Here is a 20,481-nt window from a genome sequence, read left to right as displayed (position 1 = left end):
GCAACTTAGAAGCATAAAACTATTTAATCAAGAGGGATTTTCCCTCTTTTTTTGTGCTAATTGAAGACGGATAAAAATTAAAAAATAAAAAACTCCGGTCTATTGCAAGAGCGCCTTTTCTCACTGATAACTGATAACTGACTAATATGGCTACTATTAAATGTGGAGACAAGACCTTTCCTGATATTCAGGCAATTTTATTTGACAAAAATGGGACATTAGAAGACTCAGAATCCTATTTCCGATCGCTCGGACAAAGAGGGGCAAGAATTATAGACGCGCAAGTTCCCGGTATTGGTGAACCATTGTTAATGGCTTTTGGTATTAATGGTGATCGCCTAGATCCAGCAGGTTTAATGGCCGTAGGCAGTCGTCGAGAAACAGAAACCGCAGCCGCTGCTTATATTGCCGAAACTGGAAGAGGATGGTTTGAGTCTTTAACAATTGCCCGCCAAGCATTAGCAGAAGCGGAACAATACATTGGAAAAACTCCCTCACCTTTATATGTGGGAAGCTTAGAAATTTTAAAATCCCTATCATCAGCAGGATTAAAACTGGGCATTCTCTCAGCCGCAACAACGAAGGAAGTGCAGAAATTTGTCATCACTCATGAGTTAAGGGACTACCTACAACTAGAAATGGGAGTTGATGAAGATCCGAGTAAACCAGATCCCATTTTATTCCTACAAGCTTGTCAGACTTTAGGCGTAGAACCGAGAACTACTTTGATGGTTGGTGATTCTGTTGGTGATATGCAAATGGCGCGAGATGCTAAAGCCGCAGGTTGCATTGGTATTACTTGGATTGGTAATTCCGGTAATGTTCAAGGTGCAGATGTGGTGATTAATCAACTTGATGAAATTCAGGTTCTGGAAGTATAGAAAAATAGCACGGTGGGCATTGCCCACCAGTTAAAGTATTCTCTATGAAATCAGGCGATCTTGGAGTTTTGCCACCATTTCCGCACGAGCAGAAACCCCTAACTTCCGAAACATTCTTTTTAATGCTTGCTTAACGGAATTTTGTGTAATCCAAAGTTTAGCGCCAATTTCTCCATTAGTTAAACCTTGGGCGACTAATTCGGCAATTTCTAACTCTCTGGCTGTGAGTAGAGAATTAACAGCAGATGATAAGATTTTGGGTTTTGCTCGTAGGGTAGCGAGCTTGGCTGATAAATGAATACATAAAGCACTTAAATCAGACAAATCATTACCATTAAAAGGGGCGCTACCGGGGTCACGGGCAAAATTCAGTGTTCCTACTAACCGACCATCACAAACTATCGGACCAGTCATGATGTGTTCGTGACGGGTGCAAAAATTTTTCCAATCTTCTGGTGATAAGATTAATTGCTCATGGGTGGGGGCGTGACGTTCGACGACATAGCGACCGACAGGATTAGCTTCCAAACATACAGCCGGAATATCGGGAGTTTTGATTTCCGTTAATAACTCATCATCCAGGAAAGAAATACCCCAGTGTTGCACGCCAAAATGGTCGCCAATGGTGTCCATGAGCGCCTGTTTTAATTCTTGCTCGTTTTGAAAATGAGCGATCACTTCAAAAATGGCATGGAGAGTTTTTGTCATAAGAGTACCCACTTGGGGACTATCCAAACCTCGATAATTACTTCTATGGTAATACCAGCAAGCATAAAACGCTATTCTTACTCGTAGCCAGAGGACAAGCATCATGACAGTTACTCAAATCTCTGCCCAAGAACTTTTCCGGGCTGCATATCAAAACCGTTATACTTGGGATGAAAATTTCCCAGGTTATAGTGCAGATATCACCTATAAATATGATGGACAGGTATTCACTGGCAAAATTCGCATTGACGCTAATCTCAAATGGGAAGTTTTGCAAATAGAAGACCTATTAGCAAAGAAAGCTATTGAAGGTCAAGTTTGGGAAATCGCTGTTCACCGTGTCCGTCGCAGTTTTGAACAAACTCACGGCGAAAATACTTTTACCTATGGAGAAACAGATGAAACTGGGGCTGTAGAAATTTTCCTTGGTGGAAAATCAGCAGGTGACAAATATAAAGTTCGTAATGATGTAGTGACTCTTGTTCATCGTCATATTCATGGAGTTGTTGTGACAATTAACACTTTTAGCATTCACGAAACAGGGGCAGGATATCTATCTAACACCTATGATGCTGTATATCATGACCCCCAAACTGGTATCCAAAAAGGTGGTCTGAGCGAGTTTACAGACGAATATGAAAAAGTAGGAAATTATTACATTCTCAACCGTCGGGAAATTCGCACTGAGACAGACGGAAATCTTTCTGTACAGGAGTTTATTTTCTCTAATCTAGAATTGTTAGGCTAGATTTTTGAATAGTCAATAATTAGCGGTAGTGTAAGCCATCCCTTTTATTTTGGATTGATTTTAAAAATGTTAGAGGGTGTTTGAAAACTTTTTCGTGTGGTATCCAGCACTTGTAGATCTCCCTTTCTTTCTCAGGGGTCTAGGAGGATATCAAGATTTTCGATACATAACCAAGGACTTTTCAAACATCCTCTTAGACTGTGATTAAATCAACTTGTGAATATTGTCCTCCCAATTTGCACCATCAAAAGGGACATCTCAAAATTACCTATCACATCACCATCTAAACAACTGATATTTACATCAATACCATCAGGATGACTGCGGGGAATATAAAGAGAATGAATTCCACACATACGACGAACTTTATTTAGGTTATGCTACTCCTGTATTAAATTGATAGGTCTTCAAAACATCTTCACCTTGTAATAAAGTAAATTTACCTTTAGGGACAATTAAATAAATGTAAAAATCCCTTTTTACTACAAATTTAACAGTTACAATCATCCACTTTGTGGTTATCAACTATTACCGGAAAGCCTACTGCACCGCAGTGACAAGACAACCACCTTCATAAGTAGCAGTTTTATTAATATTTATTGCTATCTTGATTTACCTCAAGGGTTATTACACCGTTAAGAGCAGCAAATTAGAGATTTTTATATAAAAGACCAATCAAAACCTCTGGTATTTCCAGATGTGCTAGTATACATGAGTGACCGATCACTTGAAAATCTCGAATAGCATTTTTATTTAAACTTGCCAATCTTCGTCCTAATTTGATATTAGTAGATTGTGCCTCCTCACCCCAGCAAAATAGAGTAGGAATTTTTAATTGCCGAATATATAAACTCAAATCAAAATAAAGATCACCCTGTAAAAATGCCAAAGCAGAAAACTTTGCATTAGGCTTTTGTGCACAACTTAAATAAGCCTCTACCATTTCTTGTGTCACTCGTTCTGGTTGAGAAAGAAGAAAGCTTTGTAAAAAATTGCTAACCGCAACTTCATTGTCAGCACCCAAAGCATAAATTAAATTATCCACAAAAGGGATATTAATCACTGAAAGCGGTAATCTCCTTCCAGGACCTTGTCAAAAATCATCAAACCCAGAGGGAGAAACCAAAAACAAAGATTGGAATAAATCAGGTTCAGCAATAGCTAAACGGATAGTAAAACCAGCAGTTAAAGAAGAAGCTATCACCGTCACAGGTTGATCACAAGTCTGGTGAATAAACTCACTAATAGTAGTTAAATAATCTTGAATTTGATAATCTCGTACCGGATGATCAGATTCTCCCTAAGCAATTAGATCCGGTGCAATCACCCGATATTTAATCGCATAAGCTGGATAAACTTTAGACCATTCATAAGCAGATGCACCACCACCAAAATTATGCAGAAATAATAATGGTGGTAATTTTTTCACAATATTCCAAGGGTCACTGATTTGGGTATAATAAACCATCGAACCCAAAGATGTATTCATAACCTTACAAGCAAAGCCAGGAGGTTGAAATTTCAGCATATATATATTAATTAGGAATTATGAGAGATCATCTTTAGTCACTGGTAGAAGTTGCTGAAGATTATCACCATTAATATGGTAAATAAAACCAAAACCAATTACAAAATGTCCCTCAGTTGGACTGAGTTGAAAAATTCTAAACTCTGGCAAACTGCGTAACATTTCAATAATTTCTCCAAACCGCGCTTGAAATTGTTCGACAATTTGATTCCATTATTCAGTTTCCCTCTCAATTAAAGTGGCTGTACAATCAAAACTCAAACGACGACGAGCGAAAATATTAGGAGTCTTCGCTTCATCATCAATAAATAAAACACCCACATAAGGATGAGCCTGAATATTAGTAGTATGACTAGCTAAACCGCTCATATAAATGTAAACATTTTTAGATTCATCTATTACAAAAGGAGTATAACTGGCGTTAGGGATTCCCTGGGAGTTAACTGTACTAATAATGATACTGGCAAATTCTTGAGGAAAATTTTCATACTCAGCTTGAATTTTTTCAAATTGGCTCATAACAATAGCTTAATGCTGACTTATTAAAGTATAATAATATATATTTCATACTCTCAGATCCCCCACTTCTATATATTATTCATGATTTAGATTCATGATTTAGATAGCAATAATATAAAATTGCTAGTCTAAGAGTAGAATACACTAGACTAGTAACGAAGTAATTATGACTGAAGAGAATCGTTCTCCATGGGACTTATACCGATTCATCAAAACCCTGACCTACTTTGAGGTATTTCCTGTTCTGAACTGGCTACAAAAGTTATTTCAAGGTCGTCCTGCAAATCATCAGAATCCACCAAATCGGGGGAGGAAAATGGGTATAATTCTAGTAGCTGGTGCGACAGGTGGAGTTGGTAAACGAGTAGTAAAAAGATTACTAACCCAAGGTTATAAAGTTCGCTGCTTAGTCAGAGATATTGACAAAGGGCGGTCAATTATTGGTAATGAAGTTGACTTAGTAGTGGGAGATATTACCAAACCTGAAACCCTCAACAGCTTAGTTATGAGTAATATCCAAGCAGTTGTTTGTTGTACAGCAGTGCGTGTTCAACCAGTAGAAGGAGACACACCTGATAGAGCTAAATATAATCAAGGTGTGAAATTTTATCTCCCAGAAACTGTTGGTGATACACCCGAAAATGTCGAATATAACGGAGTAAAGAACCTAGTAGAAGCAGCAGTAAAATATCTACCAAACACAGGAGAAAAAGGAATATTTGACTTTACTCAATCATCACAAGAATTAAAAGACATTTGGGGTGCTTTAGATGATGTGGTTATGGGTGGTGTCAGTGCCAGCAATTTTCAGATCTTAGAAAAAACTGCTTTATTTGCTGGTAATGTTTCTACTGCTAATTCAGGAGGTTTTGCTTCTGTCAGAACCAAGAGTTTCTCACCAGCAATTGATTTATCAGGTTATGCAGGTGTAAAATTGCGCGTCAAAGGTGACGGACAACGTTATAAAATCTTTTTGCGAACAGAATCAATATGGGACGGTGTTGGTTACAGTTATTCTTTCGATACTGTAGCTAATACATGGATAGATATTACCATTCCCTTTGCGAATTTAACACCTGTATTTAGAGCTAAATCTGTTAAAAATTGTCCACAAATTGATGCTAGTAAAATTTGCTCTTTTCAATTGATGTTGAGTAAATTTGAATATGATGGAGCTTTAAATCCTAAGTTTAATACTGGTAGGTTTACATTAGAACTAGAGTCGATCAAAGCTTATGGTGGTGAAACTTTACCCCAATTTGTTTTAGTTAGTTCTGCTGGTGTGACTCGTCCCGGAAGACCAGGAATTAATTTAGACGAAGAACCTCCAACGGTAAGATTAAATAACCAGTTAGGAGGAATTTTAACTTGGAAATTAAAAGGAGAAGATAGTTTAAGAGCAAGTGGAATTCCTTACATAATTATTAGACCCTGCGCTTTAACTGAGGCAGATGGAGGAAAAGAGTTAATATTTGAACAAGGGGATAATATCAGAGGGAAAATTAGCCGGAATGATGTGGCGGAAATTTGCGTTCGATCTCTAAAACAACCAAAAGCACGTAATATAACTGTGGAAGTAAAAGAGGGAGAAAATAATCCTAGTTCTATCAATTGGGAACATTTATTTTCTAAATTAAAATCTGATGAATAAGTAAGAGCTAAATACCCAGTCAATAAGATGTTTAAAAAATTATTGTTTGCTGGTGTTTTGGTCATAATGCTGTGGAGTGGTATTTTGTCTAATACCGCTTCATCACAGCAGGTAGAGTTTCGGGTTAATAATCTAGAATCTGACTTGCGTCGTTTGGAGTTGAGGTTAAACCAAATAGAGTTATTACTCAGTCGAAAACCTCAAACTCCATCATCTAGAATTACTCAGGCTTCTCCAAAACTACCACGTTATACGAGAAATTTATCTCAATCGGAACGGGATAGAATGTTCGATAGATTATCAATTTTATTGGTTGAATTAGAACAACAAGTTAATGCTTTAGAAAAGCGGGTTATAAAACTGGAGTCGGGAAAATAAGGATGATATAAATCTTTACTTAATAAAACCAGGTTATGATAATAAAAACCCTGAAAGTCCTACTTAAAGACCATAAATGCTATTATTAACAAATAACTACTTGATACTATATCAATATCAATACAAGTAATGTAAGTTGGGTTGAAAAATAGAAACATATCCACAAACACCCTCCAAGCCTGTGGCAAAATTGATCAGAGTCCTAAAGAACTGATTATTCCCAGCATGACCGCAACTATTCCCAATCTCCCCAGTCTCTACGAAGCCTTCTCCACAGAAGCCAAATGGCAAAAATTCTGGGAAGAAAACCAAGTCTACAAGCCAGACCCGAATCACAAAGGTGAACCCTTCTGCGTCGTTATCCCACCACCAAACGTTACTGGCAGTTTACATATAGGTCACGCCTTTGAAAGTGCGTTGATTGATACCCTTGTGCGCTACCATCGGATGAAGGGACATAATACTCTATGGGTACCGGGAACAGACCACGCGAGTATAGCAGTCCAAACAATTTTAGAAAACCAACTCAAGGCTGAAGGTAAAACTCGCCATGATGTAGGTCGAGAAAAATTCCTGGAACGCGCCTGGCAATGGAAAAATGAATCTGGCGGGACAATTGTTAATCAATTACGCCGTTTGGGTGTTTCTGTGGACTGGTCACGGGAACGCTTCACCTTGGATGAAGGTTTATCTAAAGCTGTTTTAGAAGCATTTATCCGCCTCTATGAAGAAGGATTAATTTACCGCAGTAACTATCTGGTTAACTGGTGTCCCGCTTCTCAGTCTGCGGTATCTGATTTAGAAGTCGAACCAAAAGAAGTAAATGGTAATCTTTGGCACTTCCGTTATCCCCTTAGCGATGGTTCTCGTTTTGTAGAAGTTGCGACAACAAGACCAGAAACCATGTTGGGTGATACAGCAGTTGTGGTTAACCCTGGTGATGAACGGTATAAAGATTTAATTGGTAAAACCCTCATCGTACCCATCATAAATCGGGAAATCCCCATTATTGGTGATGAGTTAGTTGACCCTGCTTTCGGTACAGGTTGTGTGAAAGTGACTCCCGCCCATGACCCCAATGATTTTGAAATGGGTAAGCGTCACAACTTGCCGTTTATCAATATTATGAACAAAGACGGCACGCTGAACGAGAACGCCGGTGAGTTTCAAGGTCAAGACCGCTTCGTTGCTAGAAAAAATGTCATTGCCCGTTTAGAAGCTGATGGTGTACTGGTTAAAATAGAAGATTATAAACATACAGTACCTTATAGCGATCGCGGTAAAGTCCCCGTTGAACCCCTGCTTTCAACTCAGTGGTTTGTGAAAGTTCGTCCCCTCGCTGACAAAACCCTGGAATTCCTTGACCAGCAAAATTCCCCTGAGTTCGTCCCCCAACGCTGGACTAAGGTTTATCGTGACTGGTTAGTAAATCTGCGTGACTGGTGTATTTCCCGTCAACTTTGGTGGGGTCATCAAATCCCTGCTTGGTATGCTGTTAGTGAAACAGGCGGCGAAATTACCGACACCACACCCCATTTCGTCGCACGGAATGAAGCAGAAGCTTTAGAAAAAGCTAAATCACAATTTGGGGAAGAAGTTAAATTAGAACAAGACCCCGATGTTTTAGATACTTGGTTTTCCTCTGGTTTATGGCCATTTTCAACTTTAGGTTGGCCAGAACAAACACAGGATGTAGAAACTTACTATCCCACCACTACCTTAGTTACAGGCTTTGACATCATCTTTTTCTGGGTAGCAAGAATGACGATGATGGCAGGACATTTTACAGGAGAAATGCCTTTCAAAACTGTTTATATTCATGGTTTAGTGAGGGATGAAAATAATAAGAAAATGTCCAAATCAGCAAATAATGGAATTGACCCATTATTGTTGATGGATAAATATGGAACTGATGCCCTCCGTTATACTTTAGTGAAAGAAGTAGCCGGTGCTGGTCAAGATATTCGCTTAGAATATGACCGCAAAAAAGATGAATCAATATCTGTCGAAGCATCACGTAATTTTGCTAATAAATTATGGAATGCCGCCAGATTTGTAATGATGAATTTGGATGGACAAACTCCAGTACAATTGGGTAAACCTGCACTTACAGAACTTAGTGATAAATGGATTATTTCCCGTTATCATCAAGTAGTTAGACAGACAAATAATTACATTGATAATTACGGTTTAGGAGAAGCAGCTAAAGGACTTTATGAGTTCATTTGGGGTGATTTCTGTGATTGGTATATTGAATTAGTCAAATCCAGATTACAAAAAGATGCAGATCCGGCATCTCGTAAAGTTGCCCAACAAATTCTTGCTGAAATATTGGAAGGAGTATTAAAGTTATTACATCCTTTCATGCCCCATATTACCGAAGAGATTTGGCAAACTCTCACCCAACAAATAGCCGAAAGTCCTCAGACTTTAGCTTTACAAAGCTATCCAGAAACGGATACAAATTTAATTGATTCTTCTTTAGAAGAACAGTTTGATTTGTTAATTGATACAATCCGCACTATTCGCAATTTACGCGCGGAAGCTGATGTTAAACCAGGAGTAAAAATTACTGCTAATTTGCAAAGTGAAAGCGATAAAGAAAGGGTAATTCTTACAACTGGACAGTATTACATCAAAGATTTAGCTAAGGTAGAAACCTTAACTATTAATGCTCCCAAAACTACTGTAGAAGAACCAAGAATTAACCAAATTTTTACCAGTCCTTATTGGCGAACTTTCAAAACTATTGCTTTAATTATTATTGTCTTAGTTTCCATCAGATTCGCTATCTTTGTCGGAAATACAACTCTACGTCTACCAATTTTTGGGATGTTCTTTGAAACTTTGGGTTTGGGTTACGCTGGTTGCTTTTTTGTTCGCTATTTACTAAATGCTAAAGCGAGACAAGAATTATTTACTAAATACTTCCCAGTCAAAGAAACGTCAACAACAGCAGAAATAACACCAACACCAGAAATAGAAAATTCTATTTCTGGTGTTGTTGGTACAGTTCAGGTTGTAATTCCCTTGACTGGAGTAGTTGATATTGAAGTCTTACGTGCCAAATTAGAGAAAAGCTTGAATAAAGTTGAAACGGAAGCTAAATCTTTAAGTGGAAGATTGAGTAATTCCAGCTTTGTAGATAAAGCACCTATAGATGTGGTACAAGCTACAAGAAATGCTTTCACAGAAGCCGAAAAACAAGCAGAAATTTTACGCGCTCGCTTGCGTAGTCTAGTATAACATAAACTTGACGGTTGACTCCTAACTGTTAACCGTCAACTTACTCACAAGAAAACTTTTAACAGTCACAAACAAATGATTAATGATTTATTACTAATAACAAAATTATGAAATATCTAGCCCAAGTACATAAAAACGATTTTGACCAGTATCAATTATGCCTATTAGCGCATCAGGAAACTGAATATTTATGGTCAATAATTTCTGAAGAGACATTTATTCCTTTAAAAATAGACAACACCATGAACGAGAAAGTGTTAGTGTTAGTTGCAATTTCTCCTACAGGTGAAATAGAAACAATTGAAGATGCTACTAAGTGGCTAATTTATTTAGTAGAAACTTACCTAACTGCTGGTATTACTCCAGCATTTTTACAACAGGAAGCAGATCAAGCAGAACATTGGCGACAATCTTTAACCTTGCAAAGCCAAGATTTAGCACGTCGTACTTTGGAATTAGAAGCCCGTCGGGAACAAATTCAAGCCCTAGAAGAAAGTCTCAACCGTGATAAAAATGGTCATCAAGAGGGTAATTCATAATTGGTAATGACTACCCAGTTACCAGTCACCAGTCCCCTTTACCCAATTTCTTCTGCTGCTAATAATTGTCTAATCAACTTAGCTAAAGCTTTCTGTGTAAAACGATGGGCAATTTGTTGCCCCAAATTTTGTACTTTAGGATTCACAAAAATTTGCGCTATTTGAGGAGCGAGTTTTGCCGGATCAAAACCTCTAGTTTCTCGCAAAATCCCCACAATGCGTTTGATATGTTCTAAGGTTTGTTGTTGTTCAACTGTAGCCCGAGGAGTTTCACTAATAGCTGTTAATCCCACTCTTTCCCGCAATAGTGATGTAACACCATGTAAGGCATTTTTACTCATGGCATCGAGTCCATTTATAAACTCATCAACCAACCTGTCACGAATAAATGCTCCCCGTTCAGAAGATAAAAAGTCTATTCCCTGAGACACTACTAAATTAAAGTCGTAATCCTGATTACTACGGGCATTTTTTAACAAATTTTCTAAACGATTCCACCGGAATTTACCATCTTTAAAAAGTAAATCTCGTAATGAAGTTCTTAATTCGTCCGCTGGGTCAGTTAACAGGCGTTTAGAAACATAAGGATAAGCTTCACTGAGAACTTTAAAGTTAGGATCAATATAGATAGCAATCCCTTCCAATGTCACCAAAGAACGAATAATTAAAGCGTAATAAGGAGGAACGCGGAAAGGATACTCATACATTAATGCCGATAAATCATCTGTGATGCTTTTAATGTTTAATTCTGCTACACTTGCACCTTGAGCGTTAGCAAAAACTTTGCCAAAAGCAGGAATAATTGGTGTTAAATCTGTTTCTGGAGAAAGAAACTCTAATTTCACATAATCTTGTGCTAAAGAGTCAAAATCACGGTTGACAACGTGAACGATCGCCTCAATTAAACCATAACGCTGTGGTGGCCTAATTTCGCTCATCATCCCAAAGTCTAGATAAGCCAACTTACCATCAAAAGTAGCTAACAAATTACCAGGATGAGGGTCAGCATGGAAAAATCCATGTTCCAATAATTGACGCAAAGAACACTGCACACCCACTTCAATTAAATAGCGTGCATCTATTCCTAGTTCCTTAATTTCACTGGTTTGAGTTAATTTAATCCCCTTAATCCACTCCATCGTTAAAACACGACGGTTAGTGTATTCCCAATAAATTTTGGGAACGTAGATATCTTGAATATGCCCGTATAATTCAAAGAAGCGTTCCGCATTTTCACCTTCATGGATATAATCCATTTCTTCAAAAATGCGATCGCCCAACTCATCCAAAATGCCAACTAAATCACTCCGTACCCGCTTCACCTTCCGTTGTACCCAACCAGCAAGGCGGCGTAAAATATACAAATCAATAGTAATTATTTCTCGTAAATCTGGGCGCTGTACCTTAATAGCCACCTCTTCCCCAGTTTTAAGCTTCCCCTTGTATACCTGTCCTAAAGAAGCAGCAGCAATAGGTTCAGGTGAAACTTCCGCATAAATTTCCTCTGGTTTAGCCCCCAGTTCCTCCTCAATAAACTGGTAAGCAATTTCATTCGGAAACGCTGGTAATTGGTCTTGCAGTCTAGTTAACTCCTCCAGATATACTGGTGGCACCAAATCAGGCCGAGTAGACAAAGCCTGTCCGATTTTAATATAAGCAGGTCCCAGCTTAGTCAACAACTCTCGCAGTTGAATAGCCCGACTACGGTCATTTTTGACCTTAACACCCCGTTTATTATCCAACCACAAACCGAAAACATAAGACAAAGTTGGTTGCAGAACTGCCAAAGTCCGGCGTAACACTTGTAAAAGTTTATTTTCATAGTGCGCTAGGATTTCTACAGGATCATAACGCAGTATTTCCGGTTCAGCTTGTGTAGTTCTTAAGATTGTGGGAGAACTGCTGACTAAGGCTCCTATCCCATTTTCAGGTACTACTTCAATAACCGACAACTTGCTGTTGCCACTGTCCTGCACACTCGATTGGGAACTAGGAGGTGTGAAACTCTTAACCATCATGAGGAAAGCCACCAGTTAGATGAACGCTGTTAAGTATTGTAACAATATATTGCCATTTCAGCATATTCATAACAAGTTTGCACATTGAGGCAGGAGTCAGCAGTCAGGAGGAATAGATTATTCTCCCTCATATCCCTCATCCTCCCCATTTCCCTATTACCTGTTATTGCTTCTTCTCAGATGTAACCTTTGCCTCTACTTTGAAACTTTTCACACCTTTGACTTCCTTAACCAAAGCTTCTGCTTTTTTGAGTTCTTCCTCGGAAGCAGCAGCACCTTTGAGGATAATTACACCTTCCTGATTCTCTACTTCCAACTGATTGCTGGGTAAACCTGCCTTTAACTTTTTGCTAATTTCCGTTGTCAAATCGCCTGCAGGTTTAGCAGACCCCGGAGTAATTTTTGTAGTTGATTTTTCAGGGTGAGCAGTTTTTTCTGTAACTTGTGTTGTTTGAGATGTCGGTTTAACTGGTGCCAAAATAGCTTCAGTTTTTGTAGCAGGAGTTTCTGAACCAGTTTTACGAGCTTCTTGGCAACCAAAAACACCAACAACTAAAATGCCACTAACAACGAAAGGAATGAGGTTTTTCATGTTTATCTACCAATTGAATACTTGAAGCGATGAATTGAGGTGTCTGTGATGTCCAGGAGGGAATCTTAAAAAACAAATTAAATGACTACACCCATGCTTAATCAAGCATTTAGTTTGCTGAAACAGGACTTACGCAACTAGTATATTAGTAGGATAAGTCAGACCTATCAATTGGTTAATATCAACAGATTTTCGACATCTGAGGCACCCTACAAGAGATTTGATTGCGACACTTGCGTAAGTCCTATGAAAATTGAAGATTGGATAACTTTCTAGCGACTCAGATTTACAAGCCTTTTCTCAGAAAAGTACCAATTCAATTTTCTTAATGGCTACAAACCTAAGAGGACTAGTATATGGAAAATGACTGGTTAATCGATCTATGGATCTGAGCTTAGAATCCCCGCAGCTTTTTTAAGGGTAGATTATGCAGCCACATCTGGATCACTTGATGTTATCAGATTTGGAGAAGTTTGACGCATTCTGAAGCAAAATTTTAGGCTATCGACAGTTACAGAGGATATAGAGAAATAGGGAGGACAATATATTATCTCCTGCCCCTTTCCCTTGCTACCTGCGGAAATTGCCCCTGAATTGTTCGGTTCTACGACTGTTATTAGTGCAGGAATGACTATAACCTCGTAAGTAAGTATATGGTGCAATGTCTACTTTAGCTGCTGTTAGACGCTCTTGAATCAAGGGGTGAAAACCTGTGTACGAATGGATCTTGCCAAGTCTGAGAGAAGTTTTAGCCTATAGCCAATCAACTATGGCTGAGTGTTCATCTGCCAAAGCAGAGCAGCAATGGCGCATCAGTTTAGCTGCTACTGAACATCTACTACTCAAAACTTTAGCACCCACTACCCCTAATATCACTCAAGGTTTGGTTCTAACTGCACCAGCACCCTTATTTAGTCAGCCAAAACTAACTCAAAGTTTACAAACAGTAACTTTTACAGCCAAACCTTTTAACCCGTTGGCTTTGATGCCGTTTCATATCTCACCAGCGATGGTGCAGAGTGGTGGGAAAGAGGTAATGTGTACTCTGGAAAACTCACCGGGAATGACAGACTGTGCTTACGCACACACAGAAATCAATCCAGAGGAATCCATATTACCTTTATTACCTGCCGATCCTCTGGGATCAGAACAATTTTGCTTGGTATTCACAGAAAAATTTAGATTAGTTCTGGTTTTGTCAGAACACATAAGCGGTAAAAAAGAATTTTTATTTTCATTTGAACCAGAAGTAGTACAACAGGCTTGGCACGCATTAGGTGCAAGGGTTGTTCTGACTAATCCAGATTTATTCGCTGAGTTGGATGTTTTAGTTCAGCAATATTCCCCAGTTGTAGCAGATTATCAAACGGTAATTCAATTTAGCCAGTTGTTGCTTCAGGAATTAGCAGAGCCAGAAGCAGATAAAGCAGTACATAATCCTCCCATTTCTCCACTTCCTCATATTCCCACTTCCCCATCACCAAAACTATCTTCCCGTTCTGATGTAGAATTACTACAAGCCTTTGCTCACGAAGTCCGCACACCATTAGCGACTATTCGCACTCTTACTCGTCTGCTACTGAAGCGGCGGGACTTATCTATTCCCGTAATTAAGCGATTAGAAGTAATTGACCACGAGTGTACTGAGCAAATTGACCGCATGGAGTTATTGTTTAAAGCGGCAGAATTACAAACTTGTTCTGCCGCAAAATCTGCCAATACACAATTAACTCCCATGTCTTTGGATCAAGTATTACAGCAAAGTATCCCTCGTTGGCAACAAGCAGCAACACGACGGAATTTAACTTTAGATGTGGCTTTACCCCAGCAACTGCCAACTGTGGTCAGTAATCCCGCTATGCTAGACCGGGTACTTACGGGTTTAATGGAGAACTTTACCCGCAGTTTACCCCCTGGAAGTTCTATTCAAGTTCAAGTTATTCCCGCTGGTGATCAACTCAAATTACAATTATCTCCTCAATTAGATTGCCAAGATACAACTAGAACTGCAACACTACCAATTCGTAAATCTCTTGGTCAGCTATTAATGTTTCAACCAGAAACTGGAACAATTAGTTTAAATATTGCTGCAACTAAGCATCTATTTCAGGCAATTGGTGGTAAGTTAATTGTCCGTCAAAATCCCAAGTATGGAGAAGTATTGACGATTTTTTTACCTTTGGAAGTCAACAGCAAACAAAAGGTAAAATTCACTTAACTTTTGATTTTTAAGTAATAGTTCAGGAGTCAGAAGTCAGAATGTTTAAAAAATGGTTAATTATCAAATAGGTATTTTGGACGTTAGCCTGAAAAAGCTGACTGCTGTTCGCGTAGTGTCCCGTTAGGTATTAGCTGAATGTTTACAATTATAATTGTATATATTGGGACTGAAGGAACTATTACGAATTACGATATCGTCTTTCTTCCATAAGTTGAATTGCTTGAAAAAGTGCTTCTACTTTTACAGGCTTAGAAATATAATGATCCATACCCGCAGCTAAACAATTTGCTCTATCTCGTTCGATTGCATTAGCCGTCATAGCTATAATGTAAGGACGACTTTCAGCCCATAGGTGATAAATTTCTTCAGTGGCTTCTATTCCATCTAATCCTGGCATTTGTATATCCATAAAAATAACATCATAAAATTGCTGTTGTAACCAATTCAAAACTTCATAACCATTAGGGACAACTTCTATTTTATATCCCAATTTTTGGAATAATTTCTCTGCTATTTTTCATTTACTATATTATCTTGTGCTACAATAATATTTAAAGGTATATTCTGTGATATATTGCTATCTATTTTAATTTTTGGAGTTAGTTTTTTTGGAGAGTTTAAAACCGTATTTAAATCTAGATGGAAACTGAGAATATTACCTTTCCCTAGTTTACTAATTACTGTAATATCACTACCCATCATTCGGGCTATCTTTTGACTAATTGCTAAACCTAATCCTGTACCTTGACCTTTTAATTGGGTTGCCCCTACTTGTTCAAATGCTAAAAATATCTTGGACAATTTTTCAGTAGGAATGCCTATACCTGTATCACTGATCTCAAACTTGACTTTAGTCAAAGATAATGATTCATTATGAGTTTCTTTACTAATTATATTGACCGTAAATTTTACTTTACCTCTAGAGGTAAATTTAATAGCATTGCCTAATAAGTTTAGCAGAATTTGCCGTAATCGTTTCTCATCAGCTTTGACAACTACAGGTATGTCAGAACTAAATTGATAAATAAAATCAATATTTTTTTCTGCTGAAGAGTTGCAATAAGTCCCTACTATTCCTTTAAGAAAATCAGGAAAATTGAAATTTTGATGTTCAAGTTCCATCTTTCCTGCTTCTATTTTAGAAATATCGAGAATCTCATTAATAAGAGTCAGGAGGTATAAGCCAGATTTTTCAACAATAGCAATATCTTCTTTTTCCTGATTTGTTAACTTTGGTAAATGCTGAAAAACTTGGGAAATTCCTAAAATACCATTGAGTGGTGTGCGAAGTTCATGACTCATGTTGGTGGGAAATTCACTTTTAGCGTGGTTAGGAGTTACAGCAGCTTGTTTGGTCGCTGCCAACTCTAAATTTTGCCGAGTAAGCTGTTCTTTCTGTTGCTTTTCTTGTTCTGAAAATTGAGCATGAGCTAAAGCAATACCTACTTGATTTGCGACTGCTTATAAAAACTCGATTTCATCATTCGTCCATGTGGGAAAGTCATCATACTGATGGACACTAATTACACCATTGACTTCACTGTTATAGGAGGTGGGTACACTGATTATGGTTTTGAGATTAATTGCCTGATATAAATTAGCAAATGGAACTGAAATTTTGTCGGTATGAATATTTTTAGAAACAAGAGCCTTATCATTGATAAATAATTTTTCTAAATCAGGATTATGTTTAATATAAATATCTAATTGGCGGATTGACTGACAGTTAGATTGTAAATATTCCGCTCTGGAGACTAGCACAGTATCAGGGTTAGAATGATAAGTATAAATTCAACAAGAATTAACTTTTAATGCTTGTCCAAACCGGCTAGCTGTTGTATGAAATATTTGTTCTCTATCTAAATTTTGCCTAATTTTTCCAGTGATTTTTTTTTTAGTAAGGCTCTTTCAAATTGTTGCTCTAAAACCGCTGCTGTCTGCTGGAGTTCGGAGGATTTGTCTAAAAAATGTATGTAATTGTGATTTTCTTAAGATCAAGAGTGCCTGTTCTTTTTGCTTTAGTACAGCATTTAAGACCAAGATTTTTAATACAATTACTCCTATAAAACATTGTAATAATATTAAGGATTCAGTCAAGGTAGGACGGGCAAAAAGTCCTAATCCTCTAACTGTTCCTAAAACAGCGATTACAGCGATAATTACAATTAAGTTAGTAGAACCTAATTTTCCAAAACGGAAAGCGGCCCAAGCTATACAGGGAATTAGGATATACTCTATGAAGTAGTTACACCAAAAGGCGTTTTCTCCTATCCAAATTACAATTAATAGTAATATTACGACTTCGATAAATTGTCCCAATTTTAAATTGTTTAAGCTAAGGTTTAAAGAATTATTATGAAAAGATAGAATATTATATTTAATCAATTCTCCCCAATTCAATAGTGCTGGTGTAAAAATAAAAACTCCTGCTACGTTAGATATCCACCAAGTTAACCAAACTTGAATATATTGACTGTTAGGTATTTTCCCTCCTGCTGTTAAAGCTGTGACTCCTACTGTTGCATTCACAACTGGTCCGAGCATCCCGGTGAAGAATAAAAATTTGATCACATCACTAAGTCGGTTTAGTGGAGAAATATGGCCTATTGATTTGCGAAGTAAGAAGCTACCTAATAAATAGTGTGCCTAAAGTTGTTCCTCCAGCAATAGCTAAAACCTCTACAATTGAGATAATTTGAGTCACTATGCTTTGAGCATCAATAAATGCACTTATGTTCGCTAAAAATGAACCTACTAATACTCCTGGCCAAATCCAATAACGGAAAAGTAAAATGGCAGCAGTAGCAAATCCATCAGGTGGCCAAACTGGTGTAACATTTTGGGGAGTGGAAGCGAGAATCCGAGATAATTCTGCAGTTTCATAGTAAAGAAGGGCTAAAACTGCTATCAATGGCAGACGGATTAAAACAGGTCTTAAATCATACTTCATATTTTTAATTGCTGCATTGCTAAAAGCGCAGTTCCATAGGCTGCTTCTGTATTGATAGAGGAAGCTATTGGGATGTTTAAATACCTACCTCTAATAGCAGTCCAAGTGGAATTTGCCGCCCCACCACCAGCAGTATAAACGTGCTTTAATTGATCTGCTCCTAGTTCCTGTAATAACTTGTACCCTCTTGCCTCTATTCGTGCCATACTTTCTAGTAAGCCGTGTAAAAATTCTCTGGGATTATCTGGACGGGGTTCTAATTTGGGAGGTAGGTGGGGATCATTAATGGGAAATCGATCACCCTCTTTCAATAATGGATAATAATCTAATTCACTGGCTTTCGATACATCAATTTCCCGACTCAAGCTGACTAATTCTTCATCAGTAAAAAATTTCTTCAACACTGCACATCCTGTATTAGAAGCTCCTCCAGTTAACCATAAATCACCTAAGCGATGGCTATAAATACCATATCGCGCATCTTCTATGCGAGTACGGCTCAAAAGTTTAAGTACCAAGGTTGAACCCAAAGAAGTTACTGCTTGCCCTGGTGATTTTGCACCACTAGCCAAAAAAGCTGCAATGCTGTCTGTTGTCCCTGCACATACCAAGCAATCATGCCTAAAACCAAATTTAGCAGCAATTTCTGGATTTAATTGGCCTACTGGTGTGCCAGGTGCTAAAATTTGGGGCAAAGTAATTGGAATTTGCAGTTTTTCTAGCCATTCTGGATATTGAAGCTTTTCCACGTCGTAACCCAATTTGAGAGCATTATGGTAGTCGCTAATACCTAATTGCCCATGCAGAAGAAATGCCAGCCAATCAGCTTGATGTAATAAATATCTAGCTTGCCCAAAAGAAGGTAAATGTTCCATCCACAGCAGTTTGGCAAGGCTAGAAGTAGCACTTAATACGGTGTGATTGGGTGGTACAATGTGGCTCAAATCCTTTAGCACCATTGATCCCCGTGCATCGTTATACAATAAGGGGAGATCTACAGGCTGGCCAGTGGCATCAGTGAGCAAGATTGTTGAAGAAGTACCGTTAATAGCGATCGCACGAATTTCTCCCTTGAGCTCCAGGGAAATTGCCTCTAGAAGACTCCATAAAGCCTCTTTCCAGCAACTTACCCAATCTGCAATATTTGTCCAAGGATGACGCATCTGGGACACAATCCTAGCTTCATCATCAATCACCACTGCTCGTGCCCCAGATGTACCAAAATCAATACCCAAGTAGAAAGTCATAATGATGGGGTGTGGGGAAAATGAGGGAGAATAATCTATTCCTGCTGACTCCTGACTTCTGAATTCCTTCTTCTTCTAAGATCATGTTTTTGTTGCATCTTGTAACAAGATATTCCCCAATCTTGGCAAAACAGGGAAAAGTAGTAAACGAAGTCTTAATCATCTAGTTTGACGTTAAGAGGGTTTCCACCATGCCTATATCAGATACTCAAGTGTACATCGCTCTAGCTGTGGCTTTGATTCCAGGCATTCTAGCTTGGCGTTTGGCTACTGAACTTTACAAGTAACTCCCAGATGTGACACGCCCAGACGACTAAATTATCCTGGACATACGGAATACAGCCTCTAAAATCTTACGGCTTTGAGCTAAAAGTATTTTGAGAAAATGTACCTGCGTATGCCAGGTATTTTTTTTAATTATGTATTTATTGTAGAAATTTACAAAAAATGAAGTAATATGGCAGCTAAATCAAGCCAAAATTAGCGCCAGTTTGCTTTTAATGGTGCCTCCCTTCAGTTAGCAAGACTATTTTTAGTATCATGAATGCTTTTCAACCATCCAGACCACCGCTACAACCAGAAAAACAGCGTCGATCTGTACCTAGACCAAAGAAACATCTCCACCAACGTTCCTACCAGATAATGGCACTGGAAACTTCTGCCAAGATCACTGTAAACTTGGTGATTATTACAGCGGCGGTATCGGCTTTAGTACAACTGTTACCATATCATTGGTTACAGCAAGACAAGTTGCGAGAAATCCGCACAGAAGTCAAGCTGATGGAAGCTCGTGTTAATAGTTTAAGGACGGAATTTAGCCGCAACTTTGATCCTAGTCAAGCTAAAAGTATTAGACAAGAACAATCATACCGATTTGATCCTAGTCAACGGCAGGTTATACTGATTAACCCAGATCTTAAAGATGCCGAACAATCATATTCGAGTCCATGAGGCAAGTTTATACAACTGTTATAATTCGGAATGTGTATAAACAGGAAATTAATTTCTATGAGTATCAATAGCTAATAGCTAATTATTACAGAGTTCTATAGTTATAATCTATTAGCAAATCAAAGATACAGAGGCGCTATCTACCAATTTAAATTTGCAATCAAAGTTCAAAAATGTTTTGTTCAAAAATGTTTTTTTGAACTTTGAGTTTATTCTTATATCATTTGACAAAAATGTGACAGATTAAACCCGCAAAGCCAGATACAATCCTATCAGTCCAATTTTTAAGTTTTAAATTTTAATT

At 38.0% G+C, this 20,481-nt stretch carries 18 protein-coding genes and 3 pseudogenes; 9 read left to right on the top strand and 12 right to left on the bottom strand.

The window, feature by feature from the left end:
• Positions 1–146: 146 nt before the first annotated feature.
• Entirely contained in the window at positions 147–881 is a 735-nt protein-coding gene (locus AAZO_RS19515) for an HAD family hydrolase (RefSeq protein WP_013192565.1), read from the top strand.
• A gap of 42 nt (positions 882–923) precedes the next feature.
• Here the strand turns inward: AAZO_RS19515 and AAZO_RS19510 are convergent, their stop codons facing one another.
• Entirely contained in the window at positions 924–1,589 is a 666-nt protein-coding gene (locus tag AAZO_RS19510) for a LuxR C-terminal-related transcriptional regulator (RefSeq protein ID WP_041643477.1), read from the bottom strand.
• Positions 1,590–1,692: 103 nt separating this feature from the next.
• On the opposite strand from AAZO_RS19510, the gene AAZO_RS19505 reads away from it, so the two are divergent.
• Positions 1,693–2,337, top strand: a complete 645-nt coding sequence (locus AAZO_RS19505; RefSeq protein WP_013192563.1) for a DUF3386 domain-containing protein — start codon at positions 1,693–1,695, stop codon at positions 2,335–2,337.
• 204 nt (positions 2,338–2,541) lie between these two features.
• Here AAZO_RS19505 and AAZO_RS19500 read toward each other — a convergent pair.
• From AAZO_RS19500 to AAZO_RS19490, 3 pseudogenes are all read right to left on the bottom strand, one after another.
• Positions 2,542–2,943, bottom strand: a pseudogene (locus tag AAZO_RS19500) (GFA family protein).
• Between the two features lie 43 nt (positions 2,944–2,986).
• Positions 2,987–3,865: pseudogene (locus AAZO_RS19495) on the bottom strand (alpha/beta fold hydrolase).
• An 18-nt stretch (positions 3,866–3,883) separates the two neighbouring features.
• Positions 3,884–4,384, bottom strand: a pseudogene (locus tag AAZO_RS19490) (HugZ family pyridoxamine 5'-phosphate oxidase).
• Between the two features lie 166 nt (positions 4,385–4,550).
• On the opposite strand from AAZO_RS19490, the gene AAZO_RS19485 reads away from it, so the two are divergent.
• The 4 genes from AAZO_RS19485 to AAZO_RS19470 all read left to right on the top strand — a co-directional run bounded on the left by AAZO_RS19485 (position 4,551) and on the right by AAZO_RS19470 (position 10,198).
• Positions 4,551–6,035: a CIA30 family protein gene (locus AAZO_RS19485; protein WP_013192562.1), complete on the top strand. Its 1,485-nt coding sequence runs from the start codon at positions 4,551–4,553 to the stop codon at positions 6,033–6,035.
• A gap of 27 nt (positions 6,036–6,062) precedes the next feature.
• Positions 6,063–6,413, top strand: coding sequence for a hypothetical protein (locus AAZO_RS19480; RefSeq protein WP_013192561.1), 351 nt, complete (start codon positions 6,063–6,065; stop codon positions 6,411–6,413).
• 225 nt (positions 6,414–6,638) lie between these two features.
• Complete coding sequence (locus AAZO_RS19475; RefSeq protein WP_013192560.1) at positions 6,639–9,659, top strand: valine--tRNA ligase; 3,021 nt, start codon at positions 6,639–6,641, stop codon at positions 9,657–9,659.
• A 107-nt stretch (positions 9,660–9,766) separates the two neighbouring features.
• The gene (locus AAZO_RS19470; protein WP_013192559.1) at positions 9,767–10,198 is read left to right on the top strand and encodes a hypothetical protein; all 432 of its coding nucleotides are present in this window, start codon (positions 9,767–9,769) and stop codon (positions 10,196–10,198) included.
• A gap of 38 nt (positions 10,199–10,236) precedes the next feature.
• Here AAZO_RS19470 and AAZO_RS19465 read toward each other — a convergent pair whose 3' ends face one another.
• A complete protein-coding gene (locus AAZO_RS19465; RefSeq protein ID WP_013192558.1) occupies positions 10,237–12,216 on the bottom strand; it encodes an ABC1 kinase family protein in 1,980 nt (659 codons plus the stop codon).
• 163 nt (positions 12,217–12,379) lie between these two features.
• Entirely contained in the window at positions 12,380–12,808 is a 429-nt protein-coding gene (locus AAZO_RS19460; RefSeq protein WP_013192557.1) for a BON domain-containing protein, read from the bottom strand.
• A gap of 712 nt (positions 12,809–13,520) precedes the next feature.
• Between AAZO_RS19460 and AAZO_RS19455 the strand changes: the two genes are divergently transcribed.
• Positions 13,521–15,026 carry a sensor histidine kinase gene (locus tag AAZO_RS19455; RefSeq protein ID WP_013192556.1) on the top strand — a complete coding sequence of 502 codons (1,506 nt, stop codon included), beginning with the start codon at positions 13,521–13,523 and terminating at the stop codon, positions 15,024–15,026.
• 181 nt (positions 15,027–15,207) lie between these two features.
• Here AAZO_RS19455 and AAZO_RS19450 read toward each other — a convergent pair whose 3' ends face one another.
• The 6 genes from AAZO_RS19450 to AAZO_RS19425 all read right to left on the bottom strand — a co-directional run bounded on the left by AAZO_RS19450 (position 15,208) and on the right by AAZO_RS19425 (position 19,226).
• On the bottom strand, positions 15,208–15,543 hold the full coding sequence (locus AAZO_RS19450; protein WP_081462831.1) for a response regulator: 336 nt from the start codon (positions 15,541–15,543) through the stop codon (positions 15,208–15,210).
• Positions 15,540–16,394 carry a sensor histidine kinase gene (locus AAZO_RS19445; RefSeq protein ID WP_041641495.1) on the bottom strand — a complete coding sequence of 285 codons (855 nt, stop codon included), beginning with the start codon at positions 16,392–16,394 and terminating at the stop codon, positions 15,540–15,542. The genes AAZO_RS19450 and AAZO_RS19445 overlap by 4 nt, the downstream gene beginning before the upstream one ends.
• A gap of 96 nt (positions 16,395–16,490) precedes the next feature.
• Entirely contained in the window at positions 16,491–16,790 is a 300-nt protein-coding gene (locus AAZO_RS19440; protein ID WP_041641491.1) for a GAF domain-containing protein, read from the bottom strand.
• 147 nt (positions 16,791–16,937) lie between these two features.
• Positions 16,938–17,627: an MASE1 domain-containing protein gene (locus AAZO_RS19435; RefSeq protein WP_266889655.1), complete on the bottom strand. Its 690-nt coding sequence runs from the start codon at positions 17,625–17,627 to the stop codon at positions 16,938–16,940.
• 28 nt (positions 17,628–17,655) lie between these two features.
• On the bottom strand, positions 17,656–17,979 hold the full coding sequence (locus AAZO_RS41640; RefSeq protein ID WP_041641484.1) for an MASE1 domain-containing protein: 324 nt from the start codon (positions 17,977–17,979) through the stop codon (positions 17,656–17,658).
• A complete protein-coding gene (locus tag AAZO_RS19425) occupies positions 17,976–19,226 on the bottom strand; it encodes an FGGY-family carbohydrate kinase (protein ID WP_013192555.1) in 1,251 nt (416 codons plus the stop codon). Before AAZO_RS19425 ends, AAZO_RS41640 begins: the two co-directional genes overlap by 4 nt.
• 191 nt (positions 19,227–19,417) lie before the next feature.
• Here AAZO_RS19425 and psaM point away from each other — a divergent pair, with 191 nt between their 5' ends.
• Positions 19,418–19,513, top strand: coding sequence for a photosystem I reaction center subunit XII (gene psaM / locus AAZO_RS31395; protein WP_006196319.1), 96 nt, complete (start codon positions 19,418–19,420; stop codon positions 19,511–19,513).
• A gap of 253 nt (positions 19,514–19,766) precedes the next feature.
• Entirely contained in the window at positions 19,767–20,177 is a 411-nt protein-coding gene (locus AAZO_RS19420) for a slr1601 family putative cell division protein (RefSeq protein WP_013192554.1), read from the top strand.
• The last annotated feature ends 304 nt before the right edge of the window (positions 20,178–20,481 follow it).

The organism is 'Nostoc azollae' 0708 (assembly GCF_000196515.1).
Taxonomy (GTDB): Bacteria; Cyanobacteriota; Cyanobacteriia; order Cyanobacteriales; family Nostocaceae; genus Trichormus_B; species Trichormus_B azollae.
The sequence above is the reverse complement of the archived record's forward strand: the minus strand, read 5'-3'. Positions and strand labels throughout refer to the sequence as shown.